General features: G+C 46.7%; 13 protein-coding genes. 1 reads left to right on the forward strand and 12 read right to left on the reverse strand.

Features of this window, described 5'->3' with window-relative positions; genetic code table 11:
- Positions 1-6: 6 nt before the first annotated feature.
- Positions 7-1,173, reverse strand: a complete 1,167-nt coding sequence (locus tag D328_RS0113110) for a serine hydrolase domain-containing protein (RefSeq protein ID WP_018885476.1) — start codon at positions 1,171-1,173, stop codon at positions 7-9.
- Between the two features lie 171 nt (positions 1,174-1,344).
- Between D328_RS0113110 and D328_RS0113115 the strand changes: the two genes are divergently transcribed.
- Complete coding sequence (locus D328_RS0113115) at positions 1,345-1,788, forward strand: Lrp/AsnC family transcriptional regulator (protein WP_018885477.1); 444 nt, start codon at positions 1,345-1,347, stop codon at positions 1,786-1,788.
- Positions 1,789-1,873: 85 nt separating this feature from the next.
- Here the strand turns inward: D328_RS0113115 and D328_RS0113120 are convergent, their stop codons facing one another.
- The 11 genes from D328_RS0113120 to D328_RS0113170 all read right to left on the reverse strand — a co-directional run bounded on the left by D328_RS0113120 (position 1,874) and on the right by D328_RS0113170 (position 18,799).
- Complete coding sequence (locus D328_RS0113120; RefSeq protein WP_018885478.1) at positions 1,874-3,073, reverse strand: MFS transporter; 1,200 nt, start codon at positions 3,071-3,073, stop codon at positions 1,874-1,876.
- A gap of 274 nt (positions 3,074-3,347) precedes the next feature.
- Positions 3,348-4,412, reverse strand: a complete 1,065-nt coding sequence (locus D328_RS0113125) for a glycosyltransferase family 4 protein (protein WP_018885479.1) — start codon at positions 4,410-4,412, stop codon at positions 3,348-3,350.
- Between the two features lie 189 nt (positions 4,413-4,601).
- Positions 4,602-4,898, reverse strand: coding sequence for a hypothetical protein (locus D328_RS0113130; protein WP_018885480.1), 297 nt, complete (start codon positions 4,896-4,898; stop codon positions 4,602-4,604).
- The gene (locus D328_RS30680; protein WP_018885481.1) at positions 4,895-7,816 is read right to left on the reverse strand and encodes a glycosyltransferase; all 2,922 of its coding nucleotides are present in this window, start codon (positions 7,814-7,816) and stop codon (positions 4,895-4,897) included. Before D328_RS30680 ends, D328_RS0113130 begins: the two co-directional genes overlap by 4 nt.
- Positions 7,813-9,561, reverse strand: coding sequence for a glycosyltransferase (locus D328_RS30290; RefSeq protein ID WP_018885482.1), 1,749 nt, complete (start codon positions 9,559-9,561; stop codon positions 7,813-7,815). The genes D328_RS30680 and D328_RS30290 overlap by 4 nt, the downstream gene beginning before the upstream one ends.
- A 553-nt stretch (positions 9,562-10,114) precedes the next feature.
- On the reverse strand, positions 10,115-10,948 hold the full coding sequence (locus tag D328_RS0113145; RefSeq protein WP_018885483.1) for an ABC transporter ATP-binding protein: 834 nt from the start codon (positions 10,946-10,948) through the stop codon (positions 10,115-10,117).
- A gap of 22 nt (positions 10,949-10,970) precedes the next feature.
- The gene (locus D328_RS0113150) at positions 10,971-12,008 is read right to left on the reverse strand and encodes a FecCD family ABC transporter permease (RefSeq protein ID WP_018885484.1); all 1,038 of its coding nucleotides are present in this window, start codon (positions 12,006-12,008) and stop codon (positions 10,971-10,973) included.
- A complete protein-coding gene (locus D328_RS0113155) occupies positions 12,005-13,030 on the reverse strand; it encodes a FecCD family ABC transporter permease (protein ID WP_018885485.1) in 1,026 nt (341 codons plus the stop codon). Before D328_RS0113155 ends, D328_RS0113150 begins: the two co-directional genes overlap by 4 nt.
- Positions 13,031-13,178: 148 nt before the next feature.
- Positions 13,179-14,177 carry an ABC transporter substrate-binding protein gene (locus D328_RS0113160; RefSeq protein ID WP_018885486.1) on the reverse strand — a complete coding sequence of 333 codons (999 nt, stop codon included), beginning with the start codon at positions 14,175-14,177 and terminating at the stop codon, positions 13,179-13,181.
- 298 nt (positions 14,178-14,475) lie between these two features.
- Entirely contained in the window at positions 14,476-14,745 is a 270-nt protein-coding gene (locus tag D328_RS0113165) for a hypothetical protein (RefSeq protein ID WP_018885487.1), read from the reverse strand.
- Between the two features lie 289 nt (positions 14,746-15,034).
- Entirely contained in the window at positions 15,035-18,799 is a 3,765-nt protein-coding gene (locus tag D328_RS0113170; protein ID WP_018885488.1) for an nSTAND3 domain-containing NTPase, read from the reverse strand.
- Positions 18,800-19,388: the final 589 nt, after the last annotated feature.

Below are 19,388 nucleotides of genomic sequence, written 5' to 3' on the forward strand. Positions count from 1 at the left end.
TACTCACTACTTATCTCCTCGAACACCCTTGTAGACAGATTCGCACAGCTCCGTTGTAAACCTGCCCGACATTCCTTCAAGCGCCGTATTAGTGAACGCTACAACACTAAGCTCCTCACTCGGATCAACAAACCAGGAGTGCCCATAGGTGCCGCCCATCCGCCACGTTCCCGGCGATTCAGGTGTATTGGCATCCGCTGGGTCTTTAAGCAGCGTGAAACCTAGTCCAAAGCCTCTCCCCGGCCAATAAGGCATCACCAGGTGACCAATTTGATTGGTTGTCATTTCTGCGACAAGAGCCTTAGGCAGAATCGGATTTTCTCCCTGCCGCAAAGCTTCCAGCAGTTTAAGAAAGTCTCCTGCGCTACCAATCATGCCAGCTCCACCAGAAGGATAAGCTGTCTTATCGGTAAACCTATTGGGTGAAAGGCGAAATCCTGCCGTCCCCTGCACGAAAGGAACGGTATCCAAATCGTGCAAGCGCCGGGGCTCTCCTGCACTGTCTGCGTATGCTGCGGTCAATCGGTCCACATCCACAGCCTTGAAATCCGTGTCCATCATTGAAAGCGGATAAGTTACAAGCAAACGTACAGCTTCACTTAGCGGCATTCCAGTTACCTTTTCGATGACCGCTCCGAGCACGTCTGTTGCTATGGAATACCTCCACATTTTCCCCGGCTCATATAGAAGCGGGACAGAAGCGAGTCTTTGCAGATTCTCTTCAAGGGTAATTCCTGCCAGATCCATGCCGTCTGATACCCCGGCAAGCTCATAAGTTCCCGTTTCTTCCTGAAAGAAACGGTAGGTTAAGCCGGCGGTATGTGTCATCAGATGATGAACGGTCATGGAGGCATATTGTCCGTTTGGCAGTTTGGGTCGAAAGGCGGGCAACCATTTTTCCACCAGATCGTTTAACTGCAATCTCCCTTGCGAAATTAATACTAAAGCTGCCGCTGACACGATCGGCTTGGTTACCGAAGCATATCTAAACAAAGCATTTTCCTGCATCGGTCGTTTCTGCTCGCGGTCGGCCCAGCCAGCAGACCTGTTGTAAACAACATTTCCGCCTGATGCAATTAGGACGACGGTGCCTACGATCCTTTTTTCCTCAAGTGTGCGGTCAATTACCTCATTTACACTTTTATGTAGCCATTCCAGATCTATATTTCTCATGCTCCTCATCCTCTCCCGCTGTAATTTACTTGATTTTTTATAGCAAGTGTGTTTATTATATAAATAATTTCTGCCACCTTACATAAAGAAAACAAGTTATACAAAGAAATTTTCGATGATTTTAAAGGCATTAAAAATAAATTGATTTTAAATTAAAGGAGGATGATTTTCTTGGACGAAATCGATAAAGACATCCTGCTCCATTTGCAGAATCAGGCGAGATTATCAATGACAGATGTAGGAAAGCTAGTGGGGTTATCTCAGCCAGCTGTTACTGAACGTGTAAAACGCATGGAAGAAAAGGGGGTTATCGAGGAATACCGAACCGTCATTTCTTCGCAAAAAATGGGGAAGCAATGCACAGCCTTTATGCTTGTTCGGACACGGAATTGCTATCCTTTCCTTGATTTTTGTCGTTCATCGCCGGAGGTCACGGAATGTTACCGGATAAGCGGAGAGCATAATTATTTATTGAAGGTCCTCACGCAAACAACCCAGGACCTGGAGGAGTTTGAAAACCGGTGCGATCAATACGGAACCTATACGACTCTGATCGTCATGTCTTCACCGATCGCTTACAAAAATCTCATTGGAGAAACAGATTGGCTCGCATAAGATGTACTTCTCTAATCCCAAAAAAATGAATCCGCCATGCAGCGGATTCATTTTTTGCTAATGTTACATATACTCTTGGGCTCCTTTAGGTAGGAAATCCATGCTTTTTAGCTTGCCAAGCTGCAAGCAAAGAGAGAAGCAACAGGATAATTAATGCTCCCGGAAGGAATCGGGCTCCGAGCAACTCGAGAAGAAAGCCACCAATAATGCCTCCGCCGCCGATGGCCACATTCCACGCAGTAACCAGCATTGATTGGGCTATATCTGCGCTTTTCCCTCCAGCTTGTGCTATTGCTGTTTGCAGTAAAGTGGCTGCCCCACCAAACGTAAGCCCCCACGCTGTAATAGCAAGCATGATGATTACAGGCTGATTCATTCCGATTCCCAAGGCTACAGAAGCCAAGGCAAATCCTGTGATGCTGATTAAAACCAGCATTCTTAGAAAACGGTCAATCAGTATGCCTATTACCCAAATGCCAACAATCGAGGTAACTCCAAAAATAAGAAGAACCAAATCCACTCGCTGAGCAAACACGGTCTCCGCAAGATATGGTGCAATATAAGTGTACAAAATATTATGAGCCAGTATCCATGTCAAAACGACGAACAAAATTGTACGCACACCAGGAAGCAGGAAAACCTTGTGAAAAGGGACTTGATCACCAGCTGGCTCACCTGCATAATCCGGCACCTTCCAGAGCACCCAGCCAATAAGCGCTACAGTCAGTAATGATACAGCTCCGAAAATGAGACGCCACCCTGTATATGTTCCAAAAAAAGTACCAAGCGGAACGCCAAGCGCCAATGCCAGCGGAGTGCCGACCATGGCTACGGCCATCGCTTTTCCTTTCAGCGAATCAGGTACCATGCGCCGTGCATAACCGGCCGTCATCCCCCACAGAACACCTGCCGAGACACCTGCGAAGAAACGCGCGACAAGCGTCAGCACATAAGCAGAAGATAACGCGGTGATGGTGTTAAATACAAGAAAACCGATGATGCACAGCAATAGAAGCGGCCGACGCCTCCACCCACGGGTAGCCGTTGTCAAAGGAATGGCGGCCAGAAGCGATCCAATCGCATAGAGAGTGACCAGTTGTCCAGCAAGAGCTTCTCTAACCCCAAGATCCTGTGCAATTTGCGGCAGTAATCCAGCAGGTAGACTTTCCGTAAGAATGCAGATGAAGCCCGCCATAGCTAAAGCTAGCAACCCGGCCCACGGAAGACGTTTGGAAGACGACACATTAGCCCCGCCTTTTCTTACAAGAGCAGTGTTTAGGTTCACGAAAAAATCTCCTTTATTTATTTTTTGCCGCTAAAAAGGCTTTCGCTTCCGTATAAGCTTATATAAATAAAACACTTTTTTACATGGATGATTAAAGGGGGATGAAGTGAATTACGAGGAAAACACTTTTGTTTTCAAAGAAATCCCTTAATTTTAAAAGCAAAAAAGCAGCATCGCAGATGCCGCCTAATGATAGATCATAATCGCCGAGCTTGAAGCGTTCGATAGGGATGAATGTGAATTTCTCTTTCCCTCCGTACTGGATCGTGTCTTTCTACCCAATTGCATGGAGCATCTTCATAAATTCTATACAATATTTCTCAGCGCTGAATTCTTGCTGCAGATGCTTGAGCCCAGCATCACGAATACCGTCCCTATGTTTCGGATCATTCATCAGCTCCTTGGCACCACGCACAGCCTGCTCAATATCTCCGAGCATGTAACGCTTGCCAGTGACATTATGGATAACCGAAGCCGTCACACCATCTGAGTTCGAGGCCAGTACAGGGCATCTGCAGCTCAATGCCTCCAGTATTGATAACGGGGCGCCCTCTACCTTGGAGGTGGAGCATAACAGTCCGCCAGAATCGCCTATCTGCGAATAATAATAAGCCATCTGGACATTCGGTATATTGGAGCGGATCTCCAGACGAGGTCCCAGCCCCAGTCCCAACACCAGCTGCTCGAATTGCTCACGTTCTGTGGGCACAGACAGACTCGCATCCTCGAACATCCATAGACGTAGCTGGGGGTACTCCTGTATCAGTCGATACCCGATGTACAGGAACTCTCTCCAATTTTTGTTGTCCTCGATGCGCCCGATCCAGGCAACAATCGGAGCATCAGGCTTCGATGCCGAATAATAGGTGAAGCTTGTTGTATCAAAGCAATTGTTCATGTGAAACTTCGGAATGGTCGGATACAGCTCGTTGAAGAGTTTTGCGATATGGGGTGTATTAGGATTCAACAAGGCAGATGCATGGGCCTGAACAATGGGCATAGCCTTGGCTAGCTCTGCACGTGCTACCTCCATCGGACCGTAGCCCTGAATTTCAAGCACAAGCTTGCCTTGGAATCCGAGGCTTCTGAACCGTTCAAAGCTGCTATGATCCGTTGTCACGACGATAACGTCATACTGACCCTCCTGCAGAATTCGCCGCGTCTGCTCATCATCCCGAGTGACGTGAACCGGGAAGTCCACGGGATTTTGTAACCCGGCTCCCGGTTCATAATATAGGCATTCGGCCATAATCCCACGCTTGCGAAGTGCAGTGCAGCGCTGGCGGTTCAACGTCTCCATTCCCCCGCTCGGGATATAAAAAACAAACAGAACTTTCACTGCATGCTTCCTCCCTTCTACACTTTCCTGTCTGCTTGTGGGGACACATTAAGCCTCGTGATGGATGTAACCAAAATGGTGCCGTGAACATCGCTGCCAAAATAACTTTGGACCTGTGAACGAACTCTAGTCGAGGCTACACTGTCGAATGTGTCTGAATTCATTTCTCCTGCCCTGCTCCATGACCCGTCAGTCGATCTCCAGCTGCCTTCGCAAAAAAGGGATGTCAGGGATGGTATATTGTGCAGGCAGATTTTGCTGCAGCCGAGTCCAAAGATCAACCGTGCCACTTCGCTGCTCCAGCTCTCGGAATCCCTCCATGTTGAACCTTCTCTCCTCGCCACACAGCTCATGTGGGTCCAATGTCTTCAGAAAAGCAGGGTCAGGGAATAGACAAGTCGCTTCCAGAAGCTCTGCTAGTTGCTGCTGCCTCTCTTCGGGAAGGACAGGGCGGGTCGTGATATTAAATATAGGAATTCTAGTCACTCTTGTGCAGCTCCTTTCACCGAATCTATGGCAGCCTGATAGACCTGCAGTGTACGCTTCATTAGCGTAGTCGATGACCAATGCTTCTCTGCCCAAATTCGGGCCTGTTCCGCTAATTGCTGCCTGTATTCGTGTCCGGTTAACAGTAACTGAAGCGCTGCTGCCAACTGACGTTCATTTCCCGTCTCTACAATATGACCGGTTACACCATGCTTAATCATCTCCGGTATTCCTCCGGTATCCGATGCAACAATGGCTGTTCCCGCCAGCTGTGCCTCCATAATTGAGAATGGAAGATTATCCTGCAAGGATGGCAGCACCATCAGATCTGACTGACGCAGTAGGGCAGGCACGTCGCTCCGGTCACCAAGCAGCACTACCCGCTCCTGTAATTGGTATTCCGCAATCATGGCGCTGATCTCCTCTCGCAGCACGCCATCGCCGATTAACCAGCAGCGCCACGGAAGCTTGTGCTTAGCGGCCAGCAGACGCAGTGCCCCCAGCAGCACCCGATGACCCTTCACTGGTACGAGTCTGGCCGGACAGCTGATGATGGGTACTCCCTGCTGGAATTCAGCTTGCGTCAGGACAGGCACCTCTTTTGTACGCTTCAGGAAGCCAGCAATGTCCATTCCATAAGGAAGAACACACAGCGACTCCGGTGGCACCGCGAACTGTCCCATTTCACGAACCAGCCATTCGGTGGGAACGATCGTAGCATCTGCCGAAGTACAGCCATAGTACTCTTCATCTGCAACGTACTTCCAGGCCAGGCTTTCCTTGCTTGTAATGTCCCCGGCATAGACGTGCTCCTTGGCCAGCAGCCCATGAATCGTAGATACAAGTGCGGTAGAGGCTGGCTTGACTCGTGATAGAGCTCGGGTTGAGATAATATCCTGCGTATGAATGAGATCATATTGCTTCAGATTGAACAAGGAGGCTGCCAGCTCGAAGCAATAGCGCTCAATTTCACGGTAACGGACCCAGGGCTGAATATGAGGGAGATATTTTTGATACAGGGGCATCAGTCTCTCGTATACCACTTCCTTGATCGGCCATTTGTCCTCTACTTGGCTACCATCTGTCAGGTAATAGTGCGCCATATCCGGGTGGTGGGCCAGCACATCGACTGTATGCCCTTGCTGCTCCAGCTCTTTTTTGAGCAGGCGCACATAGACGTCTACGCCTCCCACGTGCGGAAGATACCAATAGGTGACGATCAGAATGCGCAAAGGTCTAACGTAGGTGGGATGACCTTTGGCTGCGAGAGCTGATGATAGATGCGTGCTGGAGGTGGAATCAACTATTGTGGGTGACGGCATAGTTCGGTCAGGAACCTTGGCTGGTGTTTCCGATTGCTTCACAGAGTCGATCTGATCAAACGAATGGAAGGACGAGGATTCAGTAGTTTGGATGAGTTCATTAGATGCACTAGAAGTGGTTGGTGTGGTTGATGCATTAGTTTCGTTAGTTTTGTTAAATGCGTTTGCCGTTGACTCACTTGATGCACTTGATGCACTCGATGCAGCTAATTCCGTTGGAAGGGCTGTTTCGGTTGAGCATGTTAATCCCGTTGGTTCGCTGGAATCGTTGGAATTGGTGAATTCCACTGATGGAGTTGTTGGAGTTGTTGGAGCTGATTGGCTCGATTCTCTAGTTTCGGGGGAATGGGATAAGTTACTGGATTTTACAGAGCTAGTAGCATCCTGAGCGTTCCCTTCTTGATTGAAAATATACACACAGCCCGCCATCCAATGCTGACGATTCAAGCCCGACAACGCGCCGATCGCAAGCCGTCTACGGCCCATTCCAGCATCTAATACGCACAGGGAATGACCGAATAATTCATGCTCGGCACCCTCCAGTTCATGCAGCACCTGTCCCAAAGAATCCAGTACGTAGGTAAAGCCTGCTCTGGAGCCAATAAGCCATTGCTTCTGTCCGCTCAGTCCACTGCCAACGAAGGTTCCGAGCTGCTGGGATGCAAATGTCCCTTCCTTCTGCAGAAGCTCCCGCTGTAGCGCAACAGAATAGACGGTGACGAGTCCTCCACGCTGGTATTTGCGACTGGCATTTGGTGAGCCTATCAGGATATCTGGTATTCCGTCTCCGTCCACATCCTGTACGGCAACACGACTCCCACCTTCATCATAGGCACGGCTCCCTCTCCATTCGCCCAGCACGCCGTTCGGTGCGCAGATCATCACTCTCCCACTGCGTGTCATCCCATCTGCATGATAATGAGGAGCACCGATGATCAGCTCATCTCGGCCATCACCATTGACGTCACCTGCCGCCAGTGATAGACCCAGTCCCTCTCGGGCATTTCCCATGAAGCGAGCCAAAATTTGCTTTCCATCCTGCTTATAGACGGTAACCATTCCATCTTGCTCCGTGCCATACATGTCTGTCTGATGGGAGGACACAGCTACCTCCGGTATCCCGTCTCCATCCCAGTCCAGAATGGCCAGTTGAGATCCCAGACGAGCGTAATCCTCCATCCCTTGCCAGCGATATAGCAATTCTCCCGACACGCCAGAGAAGACACGGATCTCTCCGCACTCTACGCAGGTGAGACTACTTGCTCGTGGAGAGGCTACAACAATCTCAGGAACGCCATCACCATTGAGATCTCCAAGCGCAAGAGCTGCTCCGAAGCAATCCCCGTTGTTATTTCCCTCCAATGTATACAGGAGCTCCATATCACGGGTGTAGACGTATACTCTGCCGCTAAAAGGATACGGGATAGGGTTCACTCCATTTTTATCCTCTACATAAGTAGCCGTACTGGCTGCAATGATCCATTCTTCCTGTCCGTCCCCGTTAATATCTCCCGCTAGAATACGGCTGCCGAATCGGTCATGCTCCCCTTCTCCCTCTACTGTCTTCCATAGATAAAAGGGCTGCTGCTCACTCATTCATTCTCCACCTCTCCAAGTACAGCTGTAATCCTGAGTTCGCTGGATGTATGCAAAGTGATCTTCTGCGTATAAGGCTTGTAACCTTCCTTCACACATACAAGCTCATAGCTTCCAGGCTGAACATCACTTAGTTGAAATGCTCCATCATGCCCGCTTCTCGCGTTGTACAACACCATCCCTGCACAATCGAGCAAATGAAGACCTGCATCTGGGATCGGCTGTGCTGTTGTCGTAGCTGTTACAACGCCTGATATGTCAGATAGCTCACGGGCTAATGCTTCAGGTGCGCCACCTGCCAGGAATATGCTCCTCTGATCCGACTCTTCGGGCATTATGAATTCTAAAGACCCCCAGGGATGTGAGCATGTTATATCATCCATCTCGGTGGTGTTCGTTGTGGTTGTTGTTAAAATCGGAATGCTCGGATTGCTGGTTGTATGCTTGTTGGAATGAATATTTCCAACGGGATCGGTACTCTGATCCATACCAGAATCATTAATAGCAGTAACCCCAGCATTAGCAAGGTGGGCAGCTGTATGTGCCTCCGTGTATATGTTCAACATTCGCCTCGTCATCACAGCTTCATCCCACTCGCCCCGCTTGGCTAATGCTTGCTGTGATTGACGGTGTCTCAGCGCAGGGTCGTCGATCAGTAGGGCAAGCTTCTGATACAGCATGTCGGCATTGGCTGGTTCGACCAGGAAGCCATCTCCCCCATCACGAATCATTTCCACGATACCGCCTACACCAGAAGCCACTACAGGCTTACCAGCACTCTGGGCCTCGATAATGGAATACGGAAGATTGTCCTGCAGCGACGGAAGCACCACGATATCTGCACGGGACAATAGCTGTGGAATATCCTTACGCTTACCGAGTAAATACACCGAAGCTTCCAGACCAAGAGTCGCAATCTGCTCCTCCAGTGTCTTCCTGAGCATACCATCGCCAATGATCCAGCAGACGAATGGACGACCCGAATCACGGAGCTTCGCAAGCGCCTTCAGCAGATATACATGTCCCTTAATGGCAACCAGCCTCGCAGGACAAGCAATGACAAGCTTATCCTTCCCCTGAGCCTGTACAGGTACAGCCTCTAATAGAGGCAAGGACATGCTGTGGGCATAAAGCTTCTGATCCAGGCCATATGGAATATGTGTTGTGTTGGGATGGTAAACACCCAAACCTTGCATTCTGCGAGTCAGCCAGAGGCTGGGGACAATCAAGCGCTCAGCAGACATCACCCCACTGTACTCCTCACAGACAAGATACGCGCGTTCTTGAGCAGTCCGGTAGCGAATCTCTCCATTTACTACCCACTCCGTAGCCAGACAGCCATGAATGGAGGAGATTAATGGGGTACGCGCAGGCTTATGCTTGGCACAAACTGCAGAGGCATAAATATCATGAGCATGAATGATGTCATATTGCCCCAGCTTCGCCTGGATACAGGCCAGGCCAAAAGCTGCCTTCTCGATCTCCTTTCGCAGTAGCCAGCTTGTCAGGGTGATCTGTTCCTGCTGCATGCGTGCCATAATGGCTGCCTCAGCTTGATCCAGAAGCGGCTGCTTTGGGATCAGTCGTCCTTCTTTTACCAAGTAATAATGAGAGAGATTTGGATGCTGAGCGAGTACCTCCACCTCATGACCTAAATCTTCTAGCCGTGAGGACATGCCCTGCAAATGTGTCGTCACTCCGCCTGTATGGGGGTATGGCCAGTAGGTTACAAGCAAAATCTTCAAACGAAGCCCTTCCTTTCCCGAACAACCGCTCACCTTCCTGAGCAAATGTCACGATACGAACCCATCCCTTGGGTGAAATTCTTCGATCCTTGCAAAAGCATAAGTCACAAGGAGTTATACTATTTAATATATTCCACTCGTTGCCGTTGGTATGGACCTTAGTTGAAGCTATGGAACGAAAAAAAACCTCAGGGATTCTTCTGAATCCTGCTGAGGTAGATTGTGGACTATTTCGAAAATCAAATGGGAGTAGGACCGCTACGCTCTTCAGAACATTAAAACCTGAAACCAGATCCGGTCAGGATGCTAGTTCTATTGCTAGTTCTATTGCTAGTTCTAGTTTTATTGCTACTAATAGTTCTATCAATGACTATCACTGTGTCTATGGCTACTCTCTTACACTGCCATCTGTAACGGCCCTCTACTACGACTCAAATATAATACGGTTATAAATCTCTAATCTCTAATGATTTTCTCTAATAATTTATATCTAATAATTTATCTTTAATCATTATTCACTCATCTCATATTTCCCATCACATATATTACTCACTTATACATACTGAACGTTCTTCTTCGAGCGTTGCACCAATCTCCTGCCTTTACCGTGCGGAATGACAAGGGGGGTACCAAAAATAGGGTCTGTGTCGATCTGACAGCTTAGACCGAAGACAGCCTGAACCATGTCCTTCGTCAAAACGACCTCTGGTGGCCCCTCGGTCCATACCGACTTGTCATGAACAGCCACAATGTGGTGTGCGTAGCGGCAGGCCAGATTCAGATCGTGCAGCACCATCACCACAGTACGCCCTTCCCGTTCATTTAGCTCAAACAACAAGTCCAGAATTTCAATCTGATGCGCCAGATCAAGGTAGGTCGTCGGCTCATCCAGTAACAACCAATCTGTATCCTGTGCGAGTGTCATAGCAATCCAGGCCCGCTGTCGCTGTCCACCAGACAGGGAGTCTACCGTACGCTCCGCATAGACACTCATTCCTGTCTTCTCCAGCGCTTCACGAACGACTCGTTCATCCTCACGACTCCATTGCTTCAGCCAGCTCTGATGGGGATAGCGTCCCTGGCGTGCCAGCTGCAGCACCGTGAGTCCCTCAGGAGCGGTCGGCCCTTGTGGGAGAATAGCAAGCTTACGGGCTACCTCCTTCGTTGGCATTTGCAGCAGATCCTTGCCATCCAAGAGCACACTACCTTGCTGTGGCCGCAGCAAACGTGCCACTGTACGCAATAGCGTTGATTTGCCGCAGCCGTTGCTACCGACGAATACCGTTATTTTTCCGGCCAATAGCTCTAAATCCAGCCCTTCAATGACCGGATCTCCTCCGTAGGAGATCGTTAAGTCACGAATGTCGAGTCCATCTGTCTGTTGCATGGCATTTCACTCCCTATCCTGATTAATGACGTCGATGACGAAGCAGCAGCATGATGAAGAATGGAGCTCCGATTGCGGCGGTGAATACGCCCGCTGGAATATCCAGCGGCTGAAAGAGTGTCCGTCCTGCGGTGTCCGCCAGCAAGAATAGCAATGCTCCGACTAACGCTGCGGCAGGTAGCAACCCGCCATAAGATGGTCCGACAAGTCTGCGCGCAATATGTGGCCCAAGCAGGCCGATGAAGCCGACAGCTCCCACCAAGGCAACGGCCGATCCTGCCAATGCCACAGTAATCAGGAGCAGGCCCAGGCGCTGACGCTGTACAGCTGCGCCTACGCCAGCAGCCACCTGCTCGCCCAGTTCATGCACATTCAGATGTCGTGCGCAGATCATTGCCAGCGGTATAAATATCAGCGTCCACGGCAGCAGCGTCAGCACCTGCTCCCAGGAGGCTCCATATACGCTGCCAGTCAGCCAGATGTAAGCACGGCTCGCTGTGGTGATCGAGCTGAACGACAGCATGAGCATGGTCAGAGAACTTGTACCCGCTGAGATACCAATGCCGATTAATACGAGGCGAATCGGTGAGACGCCATCCTTCCAGGCAAGGGCATAGATCAAACCAGACACGAGAGCAGCACCGAGCATGGCGGCAAGCGGTAGCCAGCGAATGCTGAGCTCCCCTCCGAAGAAAGCAATAAAGGCAACGGCAGCGACCGATGCTCCCCCTGTCATCCCGAGCACATCCGGGGAAGCCAGCGGATTACGAATTACTCCCTGCAGGATTGCCCCTGCCACACTGAGACCCGCTCCGGCCAACATCGCCAGCACAAGCCGAGGTAGACGAAGCGTACCAATCACAAAAGCTGAATCTCCCCCCTGGCCGACAAGCGTAAGCAGCACCTGCCACGGTGACTCCCACTTACTACCGAGAGACGCTCCCAGCACGAATGACACCATGAGAAGAAGCATCAATACCAGCAATGTCAGAGCAATTCTTCGATCAGCCAGAAGGGATATACGCTCTTGACGACTACGAATTGGAACAAGACGACTCATCCTGCGGCCTCCTTCCCCCGAAATCCAGTACGGGCAATATAAATGAAGAACGGCATACCAATTAGTCCAGTCACGACTCCAAGCGGTAGCTCTCCCGGCTGCACTGGGAAGCGGGCGACAATATCCGCAGCAAGCAGCAGAATTCCGCCAAGCACGGCACTGTATGGAATGACCCAGCGATAATCGGTTCCGGCCAGATAGCGGGCAAAATGTGGCATAACCAGTCCAACGAAGCCGATGGCTCCAGCCACTGCTACTGCACTGCCAGCCAGCAATACGACTGCAGCGGCAGCAATGACTTTGACGAGCAGGGTACGCTGACCAAGACCTTTGGCTACATCCTCACCAGAGCTGAGCACAGTTAGCGGGTAACCGAGCCCCAGAGCCGCGATTCCACCTGTAATCATATAAGGAAGCACCTGCTGTAGCAGCGGCAGCTCCTTGCCTGCCACCGAGCCTGCCAGCCAGAACAGTACATTTTGCAAGCCTGATTCGTCCAGCACGAGCAAGCCCTGAGTCATGGCGCCGAACAAAGCGGTGAGCGCGGAACCAGCCAGCACTAGCCGAAGCGGTGACAGGCCTCCGCCCCCTAATGAACCAAGTACATAGACTAGCAGAGCGGCAATCGCAGCGCCTACGAAGGCTGCCCACACGAGTTGTGACAGCGAGGACAACGGCAGAATTGTGAGCGACAGCACCACCGCCAGTACGGCACCGGCATTGATCCCGAACAGCCCCGGTGAAGCCAGCGGGTTACGAGTAAGGGCTTGCATGAGTGCCCCGGCAATCGCCAGCGCTGCACCAACAGCCAAGGCGAACGCAGCCCGTGGTACACGCGTAGTCATGATGATCAATTGCTCATTGTTGGCCGGATTGTAGCTGACGAGCGCTTCCAGCGTTGTAGACGGGGCAATGGGTGTCGTTCCGAGTGCGATGCTGCCGATAAAAGCGACAGCAAGCAGCAACAGCGCGGCCACAAGGCCGATCAGCTTGCTACGGTTACGTTGCAAAAGTGGCTTCACGATGATCCTCCCTCATATCATGGTGCACAAACATCCAGGGTCAATGCAAAAAAGACAGAAGCGGCAAGCCATATCGGCCGCCGCTATACGGAGCAACAGCGGCGCACCGATACACACCTCTCGGCACTTGCCGCTGCCCTGCCGCTCATTAGTCCAGTTCGTAGAATTCCTTAAGATCCTTAAGCATCTCTTCGGCCGCCAATGGACCTGAGCCACTGTTCCAGACGGCTGTATCCACCTGATAGACACGATTGGCTTGCACGGCCTTGATATTCTTCCAAAGTGGATGCTCTGTCCACTCCTTGCGCAAGTCGAGGCGTCCATCATCGCGATCTGTGCTCGTCTGATCGAAAATGATGTCTGCATCCATTTGCGGGATGTTCTCCTTCGATACCAGCTTCACTCCCCACTCCTCGCTCTTCTGAACGTCAGGACGTGTGAAGCCCAGCTCATCCAGGACCAGCGCCGAGAAGCCTGTATGGACAATACGTGCATGATCCGCACGGAAATCAACAATTCCCACCTGCTGGTTCAGCTTGTCACCCATTTTTTCCTTAAAGTCGGCAACTTCGCTTGCCCAGCGATCTAGAAAGGCCTGCTCTTCAGTCTTCTTGTTCAGTGCATCCGCCGTCAACGCTAGCGAATCCTTCCAGATATGCACTTCCTCCGTCATCACCGTCGGCGCAATGGCACTGAGCTGGTTATAGATTTCTTCATGACGGGTCTTGGAGCCAATAATGACATCTGGCTTGAGTGCAGCGATCTCCTCCAGATTCGGCTGGTTCTCGGAGCCCAGATCCACGACCCCATCCATCCGTTCACGGATATAGTTATACCATGGCTTCTCAATCCATGCCTCTACGGCACCTACAGGCTTGACGTCCAGCGCCAATGAAGCATCAGTAGCTCCCTGGAACAAGGTAACGACCTTCTGTGGCGTTCCCTTGATCACCGTCTCGCCCATGGCATGCTGAACAGTACGCTCCTCACCAGCAGCTGCGGAAGAGCCCTCCTGTCCCGCTGCGGTCGAGCCCGACTGAGCGTTGGAGGATGCAGCTTCACCACTGCCCGAGCTTGCGGTGTTGCCGCCACTTTGTCCGCATCCAGCCAATACAACCAGCACAAGCAGACAAGCCGTAAACATCATGAACCCGGAGCGCCTCCGAAGTCCTCTATGAAATAAGCTAAACATGAAATGGACACTCCCCTTTTTCTATCTCAACCTTAATTGATATTGATTCTCATTATTACATGAAGATTATGGCTTGAAAATGAACATTTGCGTCAGCAGTTCTGGACATTTCCGACAGTGGGGGTATTTATGAGAATGGGGATACTTATGAGAATGGCAATAATTTCTGATAATTGAGATATTAACGGGAATGGTAAAAGGACAGTCCAGGAACACCCTAAAGTGATCCTGTGCTGTCCCTGATTTAAAGGATTTATGTAGACTGGCTCATTCGGTTCGCTAGGATGCTCTTCTCCAGTCGGACCTCAAATAACTTCCGATTCAGATCCTGCTCCACGGCATGGAGGTGATACGCAGCCTGTGTAACTGTGTCCATGTGCAGCACGCCCGCTCGCTTCGCGATGATGTTCATAGCGTCCATGATGAGTTTGTTACACGTGACCAGTTGGTCGACGTAATCGTCTTCACGTTGGACGAGTTGTGCGTACTGTAAAGCGAGGTCTTCGCTGTTGGTACTTGTCATGTGACCACTCCTTTGTTAAGGAGAGGTTAACATAAGGAGTAGATGAATGTGGTACGTGGACACGTATCATTTTGCAGTATCAATATTTATTTAGAAATAATCATCTATATTACTGAAGTTATGAGCTTTGCTTGTATAAAGGTAGCAAGCAAATTCTTTAGAGATTCCCATACACCCACTACGTTCAAATAAAACACTACAATACATCGCGGCTTGGAAGCCAATTAAGAGCTTTGTAACCCACTACGTTCATATAAAACTACAGGCATTTCTGCTGATTCCGTTGAACTCAATCGTCCAGAAAATCCCTCTTCTTTTCTTGCTCTATTCTATCCCGCAAATAACTTATGCGACCTTCTATTTCATGTTTATGTTCAAGTAAGTCAACAGAATTCAAAAGTCCTAATACCAATTCAAAATAAGCTATTCTTTCTTGCAGAATAGGCACCTCACTTCCCGACCAACTTCTTAGGCTTTCCTCAAGCGGTAGTTTTCTGAAATGACTATAATCTTGATTATATATTAAAAAATCTTGAAGTAAGGACAATTTCCTTTCCGTAGAGAAGTGTGAAATAATATGGAAAATCATTCTCATTAGTTCTATGTTTGAATTCATCATGGTAATGATCTTCTTCAAAAATTTATCTTGCCTTTCTATAACTAAGACATTTTCCTTTCTGTTATGTAAGAAAATATCTTTTAATAGAGGTTCTCTATATGAATATCCATTTTTTTTATATTCAAGTATAGAGAGTACTACTTCTTCCATGATTTCATCATATTCTTCATGCAACCAAATACAAGCATAATCATTGTTAACATGATAATGTCGATTCTTCAAATCCTCGTACCTTTTTATAAATTCAAGCATAAATCTAGAGTCTAATTCAAGAATTTTATCCAGGTTTGAACCTTTGTAATCAACATAATGATTACTACACTCAAGTACCACTAAATAAGCCTGTTTCAAAACGTCAATATCATCCTTAAACAGAAGTATAAGATTCTTATTGATTTCTGTATGAGGATTAAAGATCATCTCCAATGCCCCAGCAAATTGTTTGTTAACATTGGTCCGTTCCAAAAGTATTTTAACAACAGTAGTAATCAATTTTTCTCTCTTGTCCAAATATTTCAAAAGATAATCTGTTTGATATGGCATATGCTCAGGACTAGCTTCTTTGTAAAGAGTGAGTAATACATCAGCATCTTCTTCCGTGATATTATCTTTCGGTAAATAGAACAAGTATGCATATATCCATTTATTTATCGAGTTAACATGCGAATTTCTAATAATTCTGGACAGTGATTTATAATCTTCCACTCTTGAAGTGAATACTGCTAAAAAGGAAAAAGAATTTATGGATAACGGATCGTTTAGATTAAGGTATTCATTAAAGACCGTTTTCCCCAGTGTAGGGTCTCGATCTAATAATGCACCGAAAACCTCAAATATACTTTCGTGAAACCTATACTCATCTCGATCACCAAGAAATCCGCTCGTTTTAATATCTATACATTGCTTAAAGAAGGTTAGATAATCGACCTGGGTATATTCTCTAAAAAATTCTCTAATTTTTATTTTTCTCATCTCTGTTCTTCTAATGTAGTCAAACTCCTCCCCATCTAACTCTTCTGGTTCCCAAAATAACAACTCGGATAGAGTATATGTTTCATTTTTAAATTTCTCCTGCGTCATTATATCGAACTCAATTTTATGATCCTTTAACAAATCCAAATATTCTTGTAAAATGCTACATTCCAAATAGCTTTCTTTATCAAAAGAATTCACGATAAATGGGAAAAGGACGCTGTAATCACTTTGTATTATTTCTGTAGTACATACGTTTAAACGTGATGAACTATAGTTATAAATCAATTCAAGTACTTCGCTACGTAGTTCCTTATCTTTGTATAACTCAAATACATAATTCCATATTTTTGTTCTTAATTGAATTAGAGAGTCTGAATTGTATAACTCGAAAGTCCTAATTAGTACCGTTTTCCCTTGGTAGCCCATACTTTCGAATTTTGTTTTAAGGTGGTTATCTGCAACTTTAACGAATAATTTTATTAAAGCATCATTATTTTTATTTTTTTGAATTCTGTTCCACAATACATCAATTACAATGTGTTGGTGCTCATATTTGAATAAATGGGACTCTACATCAAAACCGAACGTCTCCGTTAATATCGTGTAGACATGGTAGGCTAGACTTGGGCGCTTATCGAAAATTGATAAAAGAAGTTCATTTGCTATTTTGAAATTATCTTTTTCCGACGAAACAAAAGCACTCAATATACTAAGAAGTGTTGGTTTAGGTATGTTATTGTTCTTTTTTATTTGGAAGTCCTTATAATCGAACTCCTCAGACTCTAGCCCCTTCATACTGTCTCTCACATATAAAAGTGTGGATGTTCGATCTATAAACCAAAATACGCTATAAAGTTCAATAGTTGTTTCCTCGTCACCGTTTTCTTTTGCAATAGCCAATGCATTCTTAACATGAGAACTCATTTCCTCCATAATATCTTCGGTATTTAAGGAATTTAGCACTGGGTTGATAGCATCAATTATTAACTGTTTTCTGTTCGGAAAGAAGTTGTTTAGTAAGACTGAAAAATCGATTATGCCCTCTTTAAAAACTGTCAAATAGAATAGATATGTAGCCAAAACTTGATCTGAAACCCGTACTGCTTCGTTTTCGTACATATCAAACACTTCAATATCATGTAATTTTTTTACGGCTTCCCAAAATTCGTACCTGGAAATTGAAAATGCTTCCTCGATAGAGATCATTTGATCGTTATTTGAGAAATCTATAGTACGAAAAAAAGAAACTATCCCAGCGGCTTTCTTTATGTTTACATCATCTAATGCCTCAATATCCTTTTTTATTGACTCATAATATTCCTCATAAATCATAGTTACATCTCTAATACTCTGAAGGTTATTTTCCCTTTTTGCTACCTTTGCAGCCATAATAGCAAGCCGTGGATTTCCCTTGGATATCTCAGAGATTCTTTTTAAGTAATGATCGTTCTTTATCTCGAACTCTTCTTCGATTAAATTACTAATCTGCTCTTCATTCAACGGATTAATTTCTAATTCAAATCCTCCACCGTACTGACGAGCAATATTTCGAATCTTCTCTATTGCATAGTCCCTCACAGTAGCTATAATTTTTATTTTTCGACCGAATTCCTGTTTGTGTATCCATTGGAGTACATAATCAAGTTGGTTTAACCTATTAGCATCATCAACAAAGATTAAAAAGGGCTTGGAGTCAGAAAAGTGAATAGCTAAATCCTCAAAAATACTGACCCCTCTGTTAAAAATGCACTTTATTTCGTAATTTGAATGAAGTTGTTTATATTTATGGCAACACTCTAGAGCCATTCTTGATTTCCCTACACCTGATCGTCCAGAAATCACTACTAAATCTGTAGTTTCCAGTGCATTTACTATGGTACTTACTTCTTCTTCTCTAAAGTGGAATTGAGTGTCTAACGGAGTTGCCACTGCACTTTTATTATAGGCTGAAACAAAATCTTCAATTGTAATGACTTGGCCAGTGTCAACTTCAATGCCTAAAAGATCTCTTGCAATACCTGGATACTTTTGATATAAGTCAAAAGAAAGGGGGCCTATTCCAAAAATATTAATATTAACGCCTTTCTCTTGGCATAGCTCTCTTATACCTTTCTCTTCTTTTGTCGAAAGTAAAGACGTATGACAATAAACAACCTCATCGATTAGATCGACAGCAATACCAGTTTTACCTTCATCAAAACACTTCTCTAAATCTTCAATAATTTTCTTATATAATTCTTTTGATTTGTGTGTTGTGTACTCAAAGAAAGCATATTTTCCATTGGGAAGTGTGCATAATGAGTCAGGTGTACCTTTTCTAACTTTATCAGCACCTATGACTGATCCTAACGGATTTAAATTGCTATAACCTTTCCTGTGCAGATAAGCGTCGGCAACCTTCTGAAAAACATCCCCACTTAATTCATGAATTCTATCTTGAATTTGATTTATTTTAGACATTCTAAACCCCCGAGCCATTTATGTTGGACACTTTACTAATTTCGACAGATTCTGGAGGGCATCCTCTTATGTTTAACATTTCGCAACTACTTTTGTACTTATTTCGATAGGGAGGGCGAGACGTAATAACGTTAATATTATGTCAAAAATTCTCTAGGAGGAAAAACATATGAGCACACTCTCATAAATTCTGACCGTTCAAGAAGCAGCAGAGAAATTGGATTTGTAGTATCTCAACTGTTACAAGTTTCATTGAAAGAGGTGCCCTACCCGTAAAAGATACAGGGGTAGGTCGAGAATTCATATCGCTGATCTACAAAAATGGGAGCATGTACAAATAAGCAACCATCTTATTGAAAGGGGCATTCCCACGCCAAGAACTGTATGTGGTGGAAGTAACACTGGGCAATTATGGAACCAAAGCGCGGTGAAACTAATTTCGAGACATTTTGCATTGAGCTTCTAAAACTGCATTACAAAAAACCTTGTTACCTAAGGCGTTCACCCCAATTAACAAGGAGTTCTTCCATTCGCTTCACATCCCACTACGTTCATATAAAACCAATCAATTCTAGTGCCAAGATAGCGG

Source organism: Paenibacillus massiliensis 2301065 = DSM 16942 (assembly GCF_000377505.1).
GTDB lineage: Bacteria > Bacillota > Bacilli > Paenibacillales > Paenibacillaceae > Paenibacillus > Paenibacillus massiliensis.

What these genes read in the sequence shown, in the direction of transcription:
- D328_RS0113110 (WP_018885476.1), bottom strand. Translation starts at nt 1,173, where the DNA reads ATGAGAAATATAGATCTGGAATGGCTACATAAAAGTGTAAATGAGGTA.
- D328_RS30680 (WP_018885481.1), bottom strand. Translation starts at nt 7,816, where the DNA reads ATGAGTGAGCAGCAGCCCTTTTATCTATGGAAGACAGTAGAGGGAGAA.
- D328_RS0113145 (WP_018885483.1), bottom strand. Translation starts at nt 10,948, where the DNA reads ATGCAACAGACAGATGGACTCGACATTCGTGACTTAACGATCTCCTAC.
- D328_RS0113150 (WP_018885484.1), bottom strand. Translation starts at nt 12,008, where the DNA reads ATGAGTCGTCTTGTTCCAATTCGTAGTCGTCAAGAGCGTATATCCCTT.
- D328_RS0113160 (WP_018885486.1), bottom strand. Translation starts at nt 14,177, where the DNA reads ATGATGTTTACGGCTTGTCTGCTTGTGCTGGTTGTATTGGCTGGATGC.
- D328_RS0113165 (WP_018885487.1), bottom strand. Translation starts at nt 14,745, where the DNA reads ATGACAAGTACCAACAGCGAAGACCTCGCTTTACAGTACGCACAACTC.
- D328_RS0113170 (WP_018885488.1), bottom strand. Translation starts at nt 18,799, where the DNA reads ATGTCTAAAATAAATCAAATTCAAGATAGAATTCATGAATTAAGTGGG.